Consider the following 15683-nt stretch of genomic DNA (forward strand, 5'->3'; position numbering starts at 1 on the left):
ACGAGAAAAGCCACAACACAAACAACCAAAAAATTTGATTGTCCATGCGTGCCAAAAAATTTGGCACTGACAATTTCATCGACACACTGTTGAGTTCTCAAAGAACACGCCAAACGCGGCCGCTCACACATCTGTATTTTCGTGTGAACCGCACCTTCGCAGGCAGTTCATGCTACTCTCTCGCAGTCATCCAGTCAAACTCGCTGGTGTGACCCGCTCGGAGCAACCGTTCTAGCTTAGCAGATCGGATTTCCGTGTGCAACTCGCTCTCGCGGGCCGCATTCGGAAGCACTTCGACCGGCTCAACCTCACGACGGAACCCTCTCGATCGCGCTGGGCGCTCGAAAGTGTTGTTCTTTCGTGGGGCTGGCTGCTCGGAGCAACCGTTCTAGCCTAGCAGCTCCGAATTTCGTTCGCAACTCGCTCTCGCGGGCCACGATTCGACCTTCCGAACCGCTCACCACATGGAGGAACCACACGATCCCGCACAGCGCGATCGAGGAGAAGGTCTCTCTTCCGTGGTGGTCAGCGCGATGATTCTTGCGAATCTTCCCGGTTTCCGAACTTCCGGCGGCACGTCGAGATCCAGATTCATTGGACTGCTGTGGGCCTTGCCGGGCGGCGCCTGGGCGCTGCTGACTCGATATAAGTTACACACGTCGAACTCGGAACACAAATCGGCAGGTCGTCCTGCGGATCCGGTGATCCGGCCGGCGGCCGTGACCAGCGTCGAACACGCACGTCAGGACACGCGCTCGATCCGGCCACCCAGTGCCGTCACGTTCCCGACGAAGTTCGGATACCCGCGATCGATGTGGAAGACGTCGTGCACCTCGGTCACCCCGTCGGCGCAGAGGCCGGCCAGGACCAGGCCGACGCCGGCGCGGATGTCGGTCGACCAGACCGGGGCGCTCGAGAGCTGCTCCACTCCCCTGATCACCGCGTGATGCCCGTCGGTCCGCGCATCGGCACCGAGCCGCACCATCTCCTCGACGAAACGGAACCGCGCCTCGAAGACGTTCTCCGTGATCATCGAGGTGCCGTCCGCGACGCAGGCCATGCCGATCGCCATCGGCTGCAGATCGGTGGGGAACCCGGGGAAGGGCAGCGTCGCCACGTTGACGGCGTGCGGTCGCTCCGGCGACGCGATGCGGAAACCGTCCGCACGCTCGGTCACCGTCGCCCCGGCGTCCTGCAACTTCTGCAGCACCACCCCGAGGGTCTCCGGCGCCACGCCGTTGACGGTGATGTCGCCGCGCGTCATCACCGCGGCGAAGCCCCACGTGGCCGCGACGATGCGGTCACCGATCACCCGGTGCTCCGTGGGGTGCAACTTCTCCACCCCGCGCACCATGAGGGTGTCGGTCCCGATCCCCTCGATGTCGGCACCCATCTGCACGAGCATCGCGCACAGGTCGACGATCTCCGGCTCCCGCGCGACGTTGCTGATCACGGTCAAGCCCGTGGCCAACACCGCGGCCATGAGGATGTTCTCCGTGGCCCCCACCGAGGGGAACTCCAGCGTGATCTCCGCGCCCTGCAGCGAATCCGCCTGCGCCACAACACAGCCGTGCTCGATGGAGCTGGTCGCGCCGAGCGCCCGCAGCCCCGATTGGTGCATGTCCAGTGGCCGCGATCCGATCGCATCGCCGCCGGGCAGCGCCACCACCGCTCGGTGCTCGCGGGCCATCAGGGGCCCGAGCACGCAGACCGACGCGCGGAACTGCTTGACCGCATCGAAGTCGGCGCGATGATTCAGCTCCGCCGGCGTCGTGATGCGCGCCGTGTCGCCCTCGAGCACCACCTCCGCGCCGAGACCCCGTAGTACGTCCGCCATCAGGGGGACGTCGAGTATCTCGGGGCAGTTGGTGAGCACCGATGTGCCCTCGGCGAGCAACGTGGCCGCCATCAGCTTGAGCACGCTGTTCTTCGCGCCGCCCACGGTGACCTCGCCGGTCAGCCGGGCTCCGCCGTGCACCAGAAACTTCTCTCCCACACGGTCAGCCTATGGCACGCCGCCCGGGGCTGTGACAGCCTGTGACCATGGCTGTCCACCTCACCCGCATCTACACCCGCACCGGCGACGACGGCACCACCGGCCTGGGCGACTTCTCCCGGGTCACGAAGTCGGACGCACGGCTCCGGGCGTACGCGGACTGCGACGAGGCGAATGCGGCGCTGGGGCTGGCGGTCACCGTCGGAGATCCCGGGCCCGACCTGCGCGCCGTGCTGCTCCGGATCCAGAACGAGCTCTTCGACGTGGGCGCCGACCTGTCCAACCCGATCGTCGAGGATCCCGAGTACCCGCCGCTGCGCGTGACGGCCGACTACGTCGATCGGCTGGAGGCCTGGTGCGACCAGTACAACGAGGGCCTGCCGAAGTTGGACTCGTTCGTCCTCCCCGGCGGCACCCCCCTGGCGGCCTATCTGCACCTCGCGCGGACCGTCGTCCGACGTGCCGAGCGAGCGGCGTGGGACGCGGTGCGCGAGCACGAGGAGACGGTCTCCGTGCTGCCGGCGAAGTACCTCAACCGACTGTCGGACCTGCTGTTCATCCTGTCCCGGGTCGCGAACCCGGGGGGCGACGTGCTGTGGAAGCCCGGGGGCGATCGCTGACGGCGTCTCCGTCTAGGGGAGCTGGCGCCGAGGGCTCGGCCGCGACTCGAGCCAGGACTGGAACGCCGTGAGGCCGTCCCGCGCGAAGGCGAGCTCCGTCTCCCCGCCCGGCGTGACGGCATGGACGATCACCATGTCGGGATCGATGACGTCGAGCTCGGTGCCGTGCGGCGCACGCCGGCCGACGATCTCGGTGCCGCTGCGCGGCAGCGTCCAGCTGGGACCGAGCCGCACACTGGAGAGCCGGTAGTACTTGAGTTCGTGGTCGTCGTAGCGGAGAGTGCCGTGCCGCCACCCCTGCTCCCCCTGCGCCGGCAGGTAGCGCAGGATGATCGGCACGCCGGCCACGCGGAGGCTGTAGAGGCGCAGGACCACGACCGCGCCGACGACGAGCAGCAGAAGGACCGCGACGACCGCGACGAAGACCACTCCGCCCATCACGCGCTCCTCACTGCTCCGTGCCCGGATAGCAGGAAAGCCGGTGGCCCGTCTTCACCGGGCCACCGGCTTTCACGCTGCTGCTTCTATGTTACTTGCCCGCGAGGAACTCGATCGCGCGCAGTTGTCCCTGCGCGGTCGCCTGCTCGTCGGACCCGTCCGCCGCCGCCTCCAGGGCGCGCCGGACCTCGGCCTCCTCCAGCGTCGAGGCCCACTCGGCCCCGTCCGCCAGTACGGTGACCTTCTCGCCGGTCACCGAGAGGAAGCCACCGCGGATCGCTGCGGCCAGACGCTCGCCGCCCACCGTGTCGATGGCGACAGCGCCACCCGTGGTGAGCTGGCCGAACAGCGGCTCGTGATGCGCCAGGACACCCAGCTCACCCTCCGTGGTCTGGGCGATGACGAAGGTCGCCTCGCCCGACCACAGCCGCTCCTCGACGGAGACGACCTCTACCTGAAACGCCGTGTCAGCCACTAGCAGGTCACTTCCCGGCGATCTTCTTCGCGGCGGCCTCGACGTCGTCGAGACCACCACAGCTGTTGAACGCCTGCTCGGGCAGGTGGTCGAACTCACCCTTGCACACGCGGTCGAAGGCCTCGATGGTGTCCGCCAGCGGGACGACCGAGCCCTTCTCACCCGTGAACTTCTCGGCGACGATGAAGTTCTGGCCGAGGAACTTCTGGAGACGGCGAGCACGCTGCACCGTGACCTTGTCCTCTTCCGAGAGCTCGTCCATGCCGAGGATGGCAATGATGTCCTGCAGCTCCTTGTACTTCTGCAGGATGCGCTTGACCTCGTTGGCGACGCGGAAGTGCTCGTCGCCCACGATCGAGGCCTCGAGGATGCGCGAGGTCGACGTCAGCGGATCCACGGCGGGGTAGATACCCAGCTGCGAGATCGGACGCGAGAGCTCGGTGGTCGCATCGAGGTGCGCGAAGGTGGTGGCCGGCGCCGGGTCGGTGTAGTCGTCGGCGGGCACGTAGATGGCCTGCAGCGACGTGATCGAGCGGCCCTTGGTCGAGGTGATGCGCTCCTGGAGCTCACCCATCTCGTCCGCCAGCGTGGGCTGGTAGCCCACGGCCGAGGGCATACGACCGAGCAGGGTCGAGACCTCGGAGCCCGCCTGCGTGAAGCGGAAGATGTTGTCGATGAACAGCAGCACGTCCTGGTGCTGCACATCGCGGAAGTACTCGGCCATGGTCAGGGCCGAGAGGGCGACGCGCATACGCGTCCCCGGCGGCTCGTCCATCTGGCCGAACACCAACGCGGTGTCCTGGAGCACGCCCATCTCCTCCATCTCGAGATGGAGGTCGGTGCCCTCACGGGTACGCTCGCCGACGCCCGCGAACACCGAGGTGCCCGAGAACTCGCGCGCGATACGGGTGATCATCTCCTGGATCAGAACGGTCTTGCCGACACCGGCACCACCGAACAGACCGATCTTGCCGCCCTTGACGTACGGGGTCAGGAGGTCGATGACCTTGATGCCCGTCTCCAGGATCTCGGTCTTGCCCTCGAGCTGATCGAAGGCCGGGGGCTTGCGGTGGATGCCCCACTGCTCGCCGTCGCGGCCGAGTCCCGGGGTGTCCAGGCAGTCGCCCAGGGCGTTGAAGACGTGGCCCTTGACGACATCGCCGACGGGCACGCGGATCGGGAAGCCCGAGTCGGTGACGTCGGTGCCGCGGACGAGGCCGTCGGTGGGCTGCATCGAGATGGCGCGCACCAGGTTGTCGCCGAGGTGCTGCGCGACCTCGAGGGTCAGCGTCTTGGCCACGGACGGGAGGGTGATCTCCGCGCGCAGGGCGTTGAACAGGTCGGGAACGGCGCCGCGCGGGAACTCGATGTCGACGACCGGGCCGATGACCCGCGTCACGCGACCGGTGGCCGCAGCGGTGCCCGCCGACGCGGGCTGGGTTGCTGTAGTCATGTGTCTGCTTTCCGGTTTCTAGTTCGCGAGGGCGCCGGCGCCACCGACGATTTCGCTGATTTCCTGGGTGATCTGCGCCTGGCGGAGCTGGTTGGCCTCGCGGGAGAGCGAGACGGCCAGATCGTTGGCGTTGTCGGTGGCCGCCTTCATGGCCGTACGACGGGCGGCGTTCTCCGACGCCGCCGAGTCGAGCAGGGCCGCGAAGACGCGGGTGGCGACGTACTTCGGCAGCAGCGACGACAACAGGGTGTCCGCGCTGGGCTCGAAGGTGAAGTTCCGGGCCACGGCCTCGTCGGCGCCCGACGTGCCGTCGCTCTCCTCGACCACGAGCGGGGCCATCCGGCGCACCTCGGGGTTCTGCGAGAGCATCGACACGAAGCGGGTGTAGACGAGGTGCAGCTCGTCGACGCCGTGCGTCTCGACCCCGTCGATCGTCACGTACTCCTCGGAGCCGGTCTCGAAGAGCTTGACCAGCGTCTCCGTCGCCGCGGTGGCGTCCGCGTGCTGCGGCTGCTGCGAGAAGCCGGTCCACGCGCCCGCGACGTGCTGGCCGCGGAACCGGAAGTAGTCCAGCCCCTTCTGGCCCATGACGTACAGGACGGGCTCCTTGCCCTCGTCCTTGAGCAGCTGGATCAGCTCGCGCGTCTCCCGCAGCACGTTGGAGTTGTAGCCGCCGCACATGCCGCGATCGGAGGACACCACGAGGATCGCGGCGCGCTTCGGGTTCGCCCGCTCGGTGAGGAGCGGGTGATCCAGCGAGCCGGACTTGCTGGCCAGCTCCGACAGCACCGAGGTCATCTCCTCGGCATAGGGCTTGGCGGCCGCGACACGGGCCTGCGCCTTGGTGATCCGCGAGGTCGCGATCAGTTCCTGCGCCTTGGTGATCTTCTTGGTCGAGTTGACCGAACGGATCCGCGAGCGCAGCTCTCGGATACTAGCCATTGCGCTTGACCTTGATCGTCTCGTGCTCGACGTCCTCGGCGGGGAGGGCGCCGGCCTCGGCCTCGTTCACGACGCGCGAGCCGTCGGAGGCGAGGAAGCTCTGCTTGAAGCGGTTGGTCTCGGCGACCAGGATCTCCGCCTGGTCCTTCTCGAGGACCTTGCCGCCCGCGATCGACTCGTAGACGCCGGCCGCGGCGTGGTGCAGGTGGCTCAGCAGCTCACCGTCGAAGCGGCGCACGTCCTCGACGGGCACCGAGTCGTAGTGGCCCTCGCCGCAGAGGTAGATCGAGACGATCTCGTCCTCGACCGACGACGGGCTGTACTGGTCCTGCTTGAGCAGCTCGACCCAGCGGGCACCGCGCGCCAGCTGCGCCTTCGAGGCGTCGTCGAGGTCCGAGGCGAAGGCCGAGAAGGCCTCCAGCTCACGGAACTGCGCGAGCTCCAGGCGCAGCGAGCCCGAGACCTTCTTGAGGCCCTTGGTCTGCGCGGCGCCACCGACGCGGGACACCGAGGTGCCGACGTTGATCGCGGGGCGGACGCCCTTGTTGAACAGGTCGGACTCGAGGAAGACCTGGCCGTCGGTGATCGAGATGACGTTGGTCGGGATGAACGCCGAGACGTCGTTGGCCTTGGTCTCGATGATCGGCAGCGCGGTCATCGAGCCGCCGCCGAGGGCGTCGGACAGCTTCGCCGAGCGCTCCAGCAGGCGGGAGTGCAGGTAGAAGACGTCGCCGGGGTACGCCTCGCGGCCCGGCGGGCGGCGCAGCAGCAGCGAGATGGCGCGGTAGGCCTCGGCCTGCTTGGACAGGTCGTCGAACACGATGAGGACGTGCTTGCCCTGGTACATCCAGTGCTGGCCGATGGCCGAGCCGGTGTACGGGGCGAGCCACTTGAAGCCGGCCGAGTCGGACGCGGGAGCCGCGACGATGGTCGTGTACTCCATGGCGCCGGCCTCGTCGAGCGCGGACTTCACGCCGGCGATCGTCGAGCCCTTCTGGCCGATGGCGACGTAGATGCAGCGGACCTGCTTGGTCGGATCGCCCGACTCCCAGTTCGCCTTCTGGTTGAGGATGGTGTCGACGCAGACCGCGGTCTTGCCGGTCTTGCGGTCACCGATGACCAGCTGACGCTGGCCGCGGCCGATGGCGGTCATGGCGTCGATGGCCTTGATGCCGGTCGCGAGCGACTCCTCGACGGGCTGGCGCTCGAGCACCGAGGCCGCCTGCAGCTCGAGGACGCGCTGCTCCTCGGCCTCGATGTCGCCCAGGCCGTCGATCGGCTGGCCGAGCGGGTTGACCACGCGGCCGAGGAACTTGTCGCCCACGGGCACGGACAGCACGTCGCCGGTGCGGCGGACCTGCTGGCCCTCCTCGAGCTCCTCGTAGTTACCGAGGATGACGGCGCCGATCTCGTCCTCGTCGAGGTTCAGCGCCACGCCGAGCACCCCACCGGGGAACTCGAGCAGCTCGTTCGCCATCGCGCCGGGCAGGCCCGTCACGTGCGCGATGCCGTCGGCGGTGTCGGAGACGGTGCCGATCTCCTCGCGGGAGGCGTCGGCCTCGAACGTCGAGACGTACTGCTCGATCGCGCCCTTGACGTCGTCGGTTGAGATCGTCAACTCAGCCATGAGTACTCGTTTCCCTCTTTTGTGTTCTGGGTGGAAGTTTGTGTGTGTTAGCGGGGCAGCTGTTCGGCGGCCTTGTCGAGCCGCGACGCGATGTCGGCCTCGATGACCTCGTTGCCCACCGTGATGCGCAGGCCGCCCAGGAGCTCGGCGACGACCTCGGTCTGCACCGCGATCTTGCGCTGGTAGATGCGGGCCAGCAGATCCGCGGTGCGGCTCCGCTGGGCGTCGGTCAGGGCGACCGCCGACTCGACCACGGCGACGGACTCGCCGCGGCGGGCCGCGGCCAGCTCGGCGATCGAGGCGACGGCGGCGTCCACGCGGCCGACGCGCACGAGGCGCACCGTCTGGCGCAGGAGCGCCGCGGTGAACTCGTTCACCTTGCCGCCGAAGACCTTGTCCAGCAGCGCGATGCGGCTCGCGGCCGGCGCCCGGGTGTCGGACAGCGCCGCGGTGAGCCGCGCCTCGCCCTCGAGGATGCGGCCCGCGCGGAACAGCTCGTCCTCGGTCTCGTCGAGCGTGCCGGCGCGTTCTGCACCGAGCAGGACGGCCACGCGGGCCTGACGCTCGACGGCGGTCGCGAAGTCGGCCGGAGCCGACCACTTCGCCGCCGCGGCGTCCTGCAGGAACGCATTGGCCTCGGCGCTGATCTTGCCGCCGAAGAGGTTGTCGACCAGCGTGCGCTTGGCCGCGGGGGCCTCCGCCGACTCGGCGAGGTGCTTGCGCAGCACCGGCTGCTCGTTGAGCACGTTCACCACATCGGCCAGGTCGTCGGCCACGCGGGCCAGCGCGGCCTGGTCGAGGCCGGCGGTGCGCTGGTCGAATCCGGCGGCCAGCTGACGCACGGCGTCACGGCTCGCGGCGCGCAGCGACCGGGTGCCGATGCGGTCGGCCTCGGTGACGCGCACCTCGTCGGCGCCCTGGGTCATGGACTCCAGCTCGTCGAGCGAGCGGTCCACGGACTTGGCCTGGTTGGCCGGATCGCTGAGGTGGTCGCGAACGAGACGCCCGGCCACGTCGACGGCCTCGGCGCCGAGCCCGGCGCGGTAGCCCCGCACCAGGTTGCTGCGGTTCAGCGCGACCTGGCCTTCGCCGTGCTCGCCGATCCGGGCCACCTCACGTTCGGTCTGGGCGCGGAGCTCCTCGCGGATCGCGTCCGCGTCGCCGCGGGCCTCGTCGCGGATCTGGCTGCCCTCGCGGGCGGCGTCGGAGCGTGCGCGCTCCCCCGCCTGACCCGCCTGCGACAGCTTCTCCTGCGCGATGCGCGACTCCTCGAGCTGCGCCCGGACCGTTTCCTGGCGCTCCTTCATGAGCCGCTTCACCGGCGGAACGACGAACTTCCACAGGACGAAGAGGATGACCGCGAAGGCGATCAGGTTGCCGATAAAGACACCCATTTAGTTCTTCACCACCTTGTCGCTCGAGAGAGCATCCAGCTTCGTCTTGAGGGCCGGGTCCTGCGTGACGTCGAAGCCGAGCACGCGGCTCGCCAACGACGCCGAGAGCGGAGCGAGATCGGCGCGCGCCGCCGCGGCCGCGGAATCGCCCGCGGTGCGCAGCTGCTCGGTCTTCTCCCGCGTGATCGCGTCCGCCTCGGCCGTAGCCCGCTGCTTCTGTTCCTCCATCGAGACGCGGCCGCCGGCGCGCGCCTCGTCGCGGATGCTGCCGGCCTCACCGCGGGCGGAAGCGATTCCGGCGCGGTACTCCGACTCGGCGTCCTCGAACCCCTTGGCCGCGGCGCGACCGTCGTTGGCGGTCTGGTGGATCATCTTTTCGCGATCGTCCAGGACCTTCTGGATGGAAGGTGCCACGAAGAACCAGATCACTGCGAGCACGATCAAGAAGATGATCAGGCACGAGATGAAGGTTCCCGCGGTGGGGAGGAGGAAGTTACCCTCAGCGAGCTGCATGACGTCAGTTCCCGTTTCTTACGAGCGAGTTAGGAGATCGGGGTCGCGAACACGAACAGGGCCATGAAGGCCAGGTTGATGAAGTACGCGGCCTCGACCAGACCAACGGTGATGAAGAACGGGGTCATCAGGCGGCCCTGGGCCTCCGGCTGCCGCGCGATGCCGGCGACGAGCTGGGAACCGGCGAGACCGTTACCGATACCGGCGCCGATGGCGCCGCCACCCATGATCAGGCCGCCGCCGATGAGGGCACCCTGCGCGATGTTCGGATCCATTTATCTTTTCCCTTTCGGTTTCTGGTAGTCGGCCTACCAGGGTCTACACGACCGCGGCCCGAGTCGGCCGCGATCAGGTCAGTGGTCCGTCTTCTCCATGGCAGTGGAGAAGTACAGGATGGTCAGGAGCGAGAAGATGAACGCCTGGATGAGACCCACGAAGAGCTCGAAGGACTTCCACAGGGAGTTCGGGAACCAGAGGATGTAGGCCGGCAGCAGCGCGATGACCGCGACCATGACGGTGCCGGCGAAGACGTTGCCGAAGAGTCGCAGTGCCAGCGACAGCGGCTTCGAGATGAGCTCCTCGATCACGTTGATCGGCGCCAGGCCGACCGCGTGGCCCTTCACGACCTTCGCCGGGTAGCCGAAGACGCCGTGCGTCCGGAAGCCGGCGAAGTGGTAGCCGAGGTACACGACGAGCACCAGCGCGTAGACGAAGCTGACGTCGGCGGCCGGCGGCATGAAGATCTCGGTGGGGGCGCCGCCCTCACCCGTGTACTGCTGCGGCAGCACGGCCAGCCAGTTCGCGAACAGGATCAGCGAGAACAGGGCGATGGCCAGCGGCAGCAGGAAGGGCGCCACCTTCATACCGATCGCGCCCTCGATCTGGCCGCGCAGCTGGATCGTGATGGCCTCCCAGAACAACTGCACACCGCTCGGCACGCCGGTCGAGGTGACCTTCGCCTTGAGGATGAACGCCAGGATGAGGACGATCGCCGCCGCGATGGCCGTGGCGAGGATGGTGTCCCAGTGGAAAGTCATGCCGAACAGCTCGAACGACTTGTAATGGGCGACCTTGATCGAGCCCTCGGCGTACAGGTTGGTGTTCATGACTGCTGGCGAAGCCCTTTCAGAACGGGGATGACGGTGTTCAGGACGAGGACGATCTGACCGACGGCGAGGCCGAAGATCACGCCCAGCCCATCGGGCCGGAAGAAGTAGGCGATCACGATCGCGATGACGGAGACGACGCCGAGGCGGACCATCGAGTTCACGGCGACCGGGGCCTTGCGGGGCTCGTTCTCCGCCGTGACGGTGGCCACCTTGAGGACCGCCAGCTTGGCGTTGAGGACGGACAGCAGGCCGCCCAGGAGGAACCACGCAGCGAACCAGGGATGACCGAAGGCGGTGCCGATGCCGGCGGCGATCACCGACAGGCCGACCACGATCACGATCAGGTTCACGAAGGTCACGACGGAACGACCGACCTGGCCGTCGACGGAGGGGGCGGGCGTCGTCATGTCCCCTCCTTCGGGGTCAGGGTCGCTCCTGCGAAGGTCTCGCGGCGACCGGGGGCGGCGTCTGCCGAATCCGTAGCGTGGGTCACATCACGGATTCTTTGTGATTGGCTGAGACTCTACCAAGAAGGAGGGGCACTCCCCACATCGGGTCCGCGCCGTGATCCAGCCGATCAACTACACACGATAGTACAACAGGACGGCCGTACCGCGTTACCGGGTTCCCGTCTTGGTCGCCGTATCTGACCTCGCGGTTTCGGAATAGCGTTCCCGCAGGCGCGGCACGATCCTCGGCACCACCGTGAAGACGAGGGCGCACAGCAGACCCGCCCCGAACAGCGGCGCGATCAGGGTCGGCGGCAGCATCGTGGACGCCGCGGCACTCAGGCCCAGCACACCCACCCACAGGTAGATGACCACTACGACGCGGCGCTGGCTGTGACCGATCTGCAACAGCCGGTGATGCAGATGCATCTTGTCGGCGGTGAAGGGGTGCACGCCCGCGCGCGTACGGCGCACCACGGCGAGCAGGAGGTCGAGCATCGGCACGAACATGACCGCGACGGCGAGCAGGAGCGGCAGCAGCAGCGCGAAGATGTCGGTCGTGCCGTACGCGTTCTGGGAGATCCGGCCCGACGCGGACGTGGAAGCCGCCGCGAGGGTCAGCCCGAGCAGCATCGAGCCGGAGTCGCCCATAAAGATCCGGGCGGGCTGGAAGTTGTGCGGAAGAAAGCCCATGCACGCGCCGAACAGCGCCGCGGTGATCAGGGCCGGGGGGTACGACGGTGCGTCGCCGCCCGAATCGAACATCAGCCCCACGGAGAAGATGAGGATCGCGAGCGCCGCGAGTGCGGCCACGCCGGCGAGCAGGCCGTCGAGCCCGTCGATGAAGTTCATGGCGTTGACGGTGGCGACGGCCACCACCACCGTGAGCAGACCGGCCTGCAACTGATCGAGCACGACCGTCGTATTGATCCCCGGGACGTAGACCACGTTCCAGGCCACCCCCATCACGACGAGGAGTGCCGCGGCGAAGATCTGCCCGACCAGTTTGGTGAGGGCGTCCACCCCCCACCGGTCGTCGATGATGCCGACGACCACGATGACCGCGCCGGCCACGAGAACCGCGACGGCATCCTTGGAATAGGCGAAGCCCCGGGTGAGAGCAGGCAACTGCGCGGCCAAGAAGATGCCCGCGACCATGCCGATGTAGATGCCCACTCCCCCGAGTCGTGGGGTGGGCACGACGTGGACGTCGCGCGCGCGGGGCACCGCGACCGCGCCGAACCGGGTGGCCACGACGCGGACCAGCGACGTTGCGAAAAATGTGACAACTGCAGCTGTCAGCCCCACTACCAGCAATTCTCGCATCGGGACGCCGGCAGCGCCGACCCCGGCGACCACCCCGCTCAACGTCTCCATGTGCACGCGTGCGAATCTACTCGCACCCCCGACTCTGCCGGGTTCGGCGGTCCGAGGCTTTGCGATGACACCTCGTCGCACCCCGCCTGACCTGAGCGGATGGACACGATCCACCCCGCCGTCCAAATGTTACTGACGAGTCGCTCACACGGCCTCCGCGAAGCAGGCCAATGACGCACATCACCCGTCGGACCGTTATAGTGTCCTCGGTCATACACCTGAGAACGCAGCATGTGGGTCACAGTGTGGCCACAGTCGAGAGGAGACGTTCGCGGTGACGCAATCCGTTGCGCAGGGCGCGGCACCTGCCAAGCGACCTTCTTATTGGTCGATCATCAGCAAGAACTTCTCCAGCACCGTCGTGGATTCCATCCGCACGATCGGCCGGAGCGTCCGCATGCTGATCATGTCGCTGGTCGCGCTCGTGACCGACACGATCCGCGGCCGGCTCCAGTGGAAGGAAGCGCTGAACCAGGTCTGGTACATGATCGGCGTCACGTCGTTCCCGGGCATCCTCATCGCGATTCCGTTCGGCATCGTCATCTCCATCCAGGTGGGCAACATCATCGCCCAGCTCGGCGCCGACTCGCTGCAGGGCGCCGCCGGCGGCCTCGCGGTCATCACGCAGGGCGCCCCCATCGCGACCGGCCTGCTCCTCGCCGGCGCCGGCGCCTCGGCGATCGCCGCCGACCTGGGCGCGCGGACGATCCGCGAGGAGACGGACGCCATGCGGGTCATGGGCATCAACCCGCTCAACCGCCTCGTCGTTCCCCGTCTCCTGGCGGCCTGGATCGTCGCGCCGCTGCTCAACATCCTCGTGATCGCGATCGGCACGCTCGCCGGCTACCTCGTCGCCGTCGGCAGCCAGGGTGTGACCCCCGGCGCCTACTGGCTCTCGTTCGGCTCCTTCGCGCACCCCGTCGACGTGTGGATCTCGCTCATCAAGTCCCTCATCTTCGGCACGGTGATCGCCATCATCGGCTGCCAGCGCGGCCTCGAGGCCCGCGGCGGCTCGCGCGGCGTCGCCGACGCGGTGAACGCCACCGTCGTCCTCTCGTTCGTCGTCATCTTCGCGTTGAACCTGCTCATCACGCAGGTCACGACGATGTTCTTCCCCATGCAGGTGGGCTGACCATGCACCACTCACGCAGGGCACGACCCTCTTCCTCCCCGGCGCAGGTGGGGCTGACCATGCACCGCTGCACCGCCGAATCGACCGTCCTCGTCCCTGAACAGGTGAGCTGATACATGGCAACCGTTTACCGCCCCCGGGGCACACGCTGGTTCTTCAACCTGTTCGGAACATCCGGATCGGCCTGGAGCATCTTCGACACCATCGGCCACGTCGTCTCCTTCGTCGCCGAGGTCATCCGCACCGTTCCGCACGCGATCAAGCACTACCGGTCGCAGATCATGTACATCCTCACCGACATCACGTGGGGCCGTGGCGCTCTCGTCGTCGGCGGTGGCACCGCCCCGGTGCTCGCCGTCCTCGGCATCACGGTCGGCGGCATCGTCGCCGTGCAGGGCTTCGCGATCCTCAACATGCTGGGCATGGGCCCGCTCACGGCGGTGGTCGCCTCGTTCGCGAACACCCGTGAGTTCGCCCCGATGCTCGCGGGCGTGGGCTTCGCCGCGCAGGCCGGCTGCCGCATGACCGCCGAGATCGGCGCCATGCGCATCAACGAGGAGATCGACGCGCTCGAGTCCCTCGGCCTGCGCTCGGTGTCGTTCGTCGTGACGACCCGCGTGCTCGCGGGCCTGATCGCCGTGGTGCCCGTCTACCTGATCACGCTGATCCTGTCCTGGCTCTCCTGCGCCTGGGTGGTGAAATCGGTGTACTCCATGCCATCCGGCACGTACGACCACTACTTCAGTCAGTTCGTGAGCGCGTCGGACATCGTCTTCTCCGTGATCAAGGTGGCCGTCTTCCTGACCGCGGTCATCATCATCCACTGCTACCAGGGCTTCTTCGCGTCCGGCGGCCCGGAGGGCGTCGGCACGGCCTCGGGCCGAGCCATCCGCGCCAGTCTCGTGGCCGTCGTCGTCCTCAACCTCGTCATGACCGTCGCGCTGTGGGGCTTCACCTCCCCGGTCTACTTCAAGGGGTAACCAATGGGAGTCGTATCCGTACCAGGAATGTCGATCGAGCGGTCGGTGCTGCGGCGCCGCGGCCTGATCGCCGTGGCGGTGATCCTCGCGATCGTGCTCGTCGGTTGGCTCGTCAAGGCCCTGTGGCCGAAGGACGAGTTCTCCTTCACGCTCCGTTCCCCCGCGGTCGCCGCCGGCATCAAGGACGGCGCGCCCGTCCGGATCCAGGGCATCAAGGTCGGCGAGGTCACGGGCATCAAGGCGCTCGGTAACGGCCAGCAGGGCGTCACGCTGACGATGAAGTCGGCCGACGGCAAGTCGCTGACGAACAACCTCGAGGCCGCGTACTCGGCGGGCAACCTGTTCGGCGTCTCCGAGGTCATCCTGACCCCGCACGACGGTGGCGGCACGCTCCAGGAGGGCGCGCAGATCGCGCCCACCAAGCCGATCACGGACAACACCGTCTCGAACATGATCATGACGATCGGTGACGTCAACAGCGACGCACTGCGCCCGCACATGAGCCAGATCCTGCTGAACTTCGACGCGTCGTCGAAGGCCATGCTCCCGCTCTTCACCGCCCTCGGCAGCGTCGCGCAGGCCGTGCAGGACACGCAGCGGCTCTCCACCGCGCAGACCTTCCCGATCATCACGCAGGCCGTCGAGAGCGCGGATTCAGCCACGACGGCGCTCATCCCGGCCGTGAAGACGCTGTTCGACTACCAGCCGGTGCACGACAAGGCATGGGTGAACCGCGGCAAGGCCACGATGGACGCGCTCACCAACGAGCGGGACAGCCTGACCGCGGCGCTGCAGAAGATCCTCGACCCGAAGGCCCTGGCCGGCCTCCGCACGGCGACCCCGATGCTGGTGAACCTGATGCAGCCGCTGCTCACCGCCTTCCCCAACGGGAGCGCGACGGGCGTCGGCATCCAGATCGGGCAGCTGCTCGACAACGTCCGCAAGGCGATGCCGAACACCCCGAACGGGCCGGTGCTGAACCTGCGGCTCTCGGTCGACTACCCTGCCATCGGCGCGATGCTGCCTCCGGCGCCGACGTTCACGTACATCCCGCCGAAGCCGGGCGAGAAGCCGGCCGAGGCGAAGCCGGGCGAGACCAAGCCGGCCACGGCGTCGCAGGGCGCACCGTCGTCCGCGAAGCCGAGCACCCCGACGTCCACGAAGCCTGGGAGCTGAGC

16 protein-coding genes are annotated in these 15683 nt (G+C 67.8%); 4 read left to right on the forward strand and 12 right to left on the reverse strand.

Features of this window, described 5'->3' with window-relative positions; translation table 11 throughout:
* Positions 1–742: 742 nt before the first annotated feature.
* The gene (gene murA, locus ACNAYW_RS20040) at positions 743–1996 is read right to left on the reverse strand and encodes a UDP-N-acetylglucosamine 1-carboxyvinyltransferase (protein ID WP_415851405.1); all 1254 of its coding nucleotides are present in this window, start codon (positions 1994–1996) and stop codon (positions 743–745) included.
* Positions 1997–2043: 47 nt separating this feature from the next.
* Here murA and ACNAYW_RS20045 point away from each other — a divergent pair, with 47 nt between their 5' ends.
* Positions 2044–2616, forward strand: a complete 573-nt coding sequence (locus tag ACNAYW_RS20045) for a cob(I)yrinic acid a,c-diamide adenosyltransferase (RefSeq protein ID WP_415851406.1) — start codon at positions 2044–2046, stop codon at positions 2614–2616.
* A gap of 12 nt (positions 2617–2628) precedes the next feature.
* On the opposite strand, the gene ACNAYW_RS20050 is transcribed toward ACNAYW_RS20045, so the two are convergent.
* From ACNAYW_RS20050 to ACNAYW_RS20100, 11 genes are all read right to left on the reverse strand, one after another.
* A complete protein-coding gene (locus ACNAYW_RS20050) occupies positions 2629–3054 on the reverse strand; it encodes a DUF2550 domain-containing protein (protein ID WP_415851407.1) in 426 nt (141 codons plus the stop codon).
* Positions 3055–3145: 91 nt separating this feature from the next.
* A complete protein-coding gene (locus ACNAYW_RS20055; RefSeq protein WP_068524661.1) occupies positions 3146–3529 on the reverse strand; it encodes a F0F1 ATP synthase subunit epsilon in 384 nt (127 codons plus the stop codon).
* 7 nt (positions 3530–3536) lie between these two features.
* Positions 3537–4982, reverse strand: coding sequence for a F0F1 ATP synthase subunit beta (atpD, locus tag ACNAYW_RS20060; RefSeq protein WP_415851408.1), 1446 nt, complete (start codon positions 4980–4982; stop codon positions 3537–3539).
* Between the two features lie 18 nt (positions 4983–5000).
* Positions 5001–5924 carry a F0F1 ATP synthase subunit gamma gene (locus ACNAYW_RS20065; RefSeq protein ID WP_415851409.1) on the reverse strand — a complete coding sequence of 308 codons (924 nt, stop codon included), beginning with the start codon at positions 5922–5924 and terminating at the stop codon, positions 5001–5003.
* The gene (gene atpA / locus ACNAYW_RS20070) at positions 5917–7551 is read right to left on the reverse strand and encodes a F0F1 ATP synthase subunit alpha (RefSeq protein WP_415851410.1); all 1635 of its coding nucleotides are present in this window, start codon (positions 7549–7551) and stop codon (positions 5917–5919) included. Before atpA ends, ACNAYW_RS20065 begins: the two co-directional genes overlap by 8 nt.
* A 47-nt stretch (positions 7552–7598) precedes the next feature.
* Positions 7599–8945 (reverse strand): F0F1 ATP synthase subunit B/delta, encoded by a 1347-nt coding sequence (locus ACNAYW_RS20075; RefSeq protein ID WP_415851411.1) that lies wholly within the window; start codon positions 8943–8945, stop codon positions 7599–7601.
* Complete coding sequence (locus ACNAYW_RS20080) at positions 8946–9458, reverse strand: F0F1 ATP synthase subunit B (protein ID WP_415851412.1); 513 nt, start codon at positions 9456–9458, stop codon at positions 8946–8948.
* 29 nt (positions 9459–9487) lie between these two features.
* Positions 9488–9733, reverse strand: coding sequence for a F0F1 ATP synthase subunit C (locus ACNAYW_RS20085; protein ID WP_013125919.1), 246 nt, complete (start codon positions 9731–9733; stop codon positions 9488–9490).
* Between the two features lie 78 nt (positions 9734–9811).
* Positions 9812–10564 carry a F0F1 ATP synthase subunit A gene (gene atpB, locus ACNAYW_RS20090; RefSeq protein ID WP_415851413.1) on the reverse strand — a complete coding sequence of 251 codons (753 nt, stop codon included), beginning with the start codon at positions 10562–10564 and terminating at the stop codon, positions 9812–9814.
* Positions 10561–10974, reverse strand: coding sequence for an ATP synthase subunit I (locus ACNAYW_RS20095; protein ID WP_415851414.1), 414 nt, complete (start codon positions 10972–10974; stop codon positions 10561–10563). Before ACNAYW_RS20095 ends, atpB begins: the two co-directional genes overlap by 4 nt.
* 210 nt (positions 10975–11184) lie before the next feature.
* Positions 11185–12393, reverse strand: a complete 1209-nt coding sequence (locus ACNAYW_RS20100) for a glycosyltransferase family 4 protein (protein ID WP_415851415.1) — start codon at positions 12391–12393, stop codon at positions 11185–11187.
* A gap of 274 nt (positions 12394–12667) precedes the next feature.
* On the opposite strand from ACNAYW_RS20100, the gene ACNAYW_RS20105 reads away from it, so the two are divergent.
* The 3 genes from ACNAYW_RS20105 (at position 12668) to ACNAYW_RS20115 (ending at position 15681) form a co-directional block, all read left to right on the forward strand.
* Positions 12668–13525, forward strand: coding sequence for an MlaE family ABC transporter permease (locus ACNAYW_RS20105; protein ID WP_415851416.1), 858 nt, complete (start codon positions 12668–12670; stop codon positions 13523–13525).
* 116 nt (positions 13526–13641) lie between these two features.
* Positions 13642–14505, forward strand: a complete 864-nt coding sequence (locus ACNAYW_RS20110; RefSeq protein WP_415851417.1) for an ABC transporter permease — start codon at positions 13642–13644, stop codon at positions 14503–14505.
* A 3-nt stretch (positions 14506–14508) separates the two neighbouring features.
* Positions 14509–15681, forward strand: a complete 1173-nt coding sequence (locus tag ACNAYW_RS20115) for an MlaD family protein (protein ID WP_415851418.1) — start codon at positions 14509–14511, stop codon at positions 15679–15681.
* Positions 15682–15683: the final 2 nt, after the last annotated feature.

Origin of the sequence: Tsukamurella ocularis (assembly GCF_965138335.1) — a bacterium.
GTDB lineage: Bacteria > Actinomycetota > Actinomycetes > Mycobacteriales > Mycobacteriaceae > Tsukamurella > Tsukamurella ocularis_A.

What these genes read in the sequence shown, in the direction of transcription:
- ACNAYW_RS20075 (WP_415851411.1), bottom strand. Translation starts at nt 8,945, where the DNA reads ATGGGTGTCTTTATCGGCAACCTGATCGCCTTCGCGGTCATCCTCTTC.
- ACNAYW_RS20115 (WP_415851418.1), top strand. Translation starts at nt 14,509, where the DNA reads ATGGGAGTCGTATCCGTACCAGGAATGTCGATCGAGCGGTCGGTGCTG.
- ACNAYW_RS20110 (WP_415851417.1), top strand. Translation starts at nt 13,642, where the DNA reads ATGGCAACCGTTTACCGCCCCCGGGGCACACGCTGGTTCTTCAACCTG.
- atpA (WP_415851410.1), bottom strand. Translation starts at nt 7,551, where the DNA reads ATGGCTGAGTTGACGATCTCAACCGACGACGTCAAGGGCGCGATCGAG.
- atpB (WP_415851413.1), bottom strand. Translation starts at nt 10,564, where the DNA reads ATGAACACCAACCTGTACGCCGAGGGCTCGATCAAGGTCGCCCATTAC.
- ACNAYW_RS20045 (WP_415851406.1), top strand. Translation starts at nt 2,044, where the DNA reads ATGGCTGTCCACCTCACCCGCATCTACACCCGCACCGGCGACGACGGC.
- ACNAYW_RS20080 (WP_415851412.1), bottom strand. Translation starts at nt 9,458, where the DNA reads ATGCAGCTCGCTGAGGGTAACTTCCTCCTCCCCACCGCGGGAACCTTC.
- atpD (WP_415851408.1), bottom strand. Translation starts at nt 4,982, where the DNA reads ATGACTACAGCAACCCAGCCCGCGTCGGCGGGCACCGCTGCGGCCACC.
- ACNAYW_RS20050 (WP_415851407.1), bottom strand. Translation starts at nt 3,054, where the DNA reads ATGGGCGGAGTGGTCTTCGTCGCGGTCGTCGCGGTCCTTCTGCTGCTC.
- ACNAYW_RS20100 (WP_415851415.1), bottom strand. Translation starts at nt 12,393, where the DNA reads ATGGAGACGTTGAGCGGGGTGGTCGCCGGGGTCGGCGCTGCCGGCGTC.
- ACNAYW_RS20085 (WP_013125919.1), bottom strand. Translation starts at nt 9,733, where the DNA reads ATGGATCCGAACATCGCGCAGGGTGCCCTCATCGGCGGCGGCCTGATC.
- ACNAYW_RS20065 (WP_415851409.1), bottom strand. Translation starts at nt 5,924, where the DNA reads ATGGCTAGTATCCGAGAGCTGCGCTCGCGGATCCGTTCGGTCAACTCG.
- ACNAYW_RS20095 (WP_415851414.1), bottom strand. Translation starts at nt 10,974, where the DNA reads ATGACGACGCCCGCCCCCTCCGTCGACGGCCAGGTCGGTCGTTCCGTC.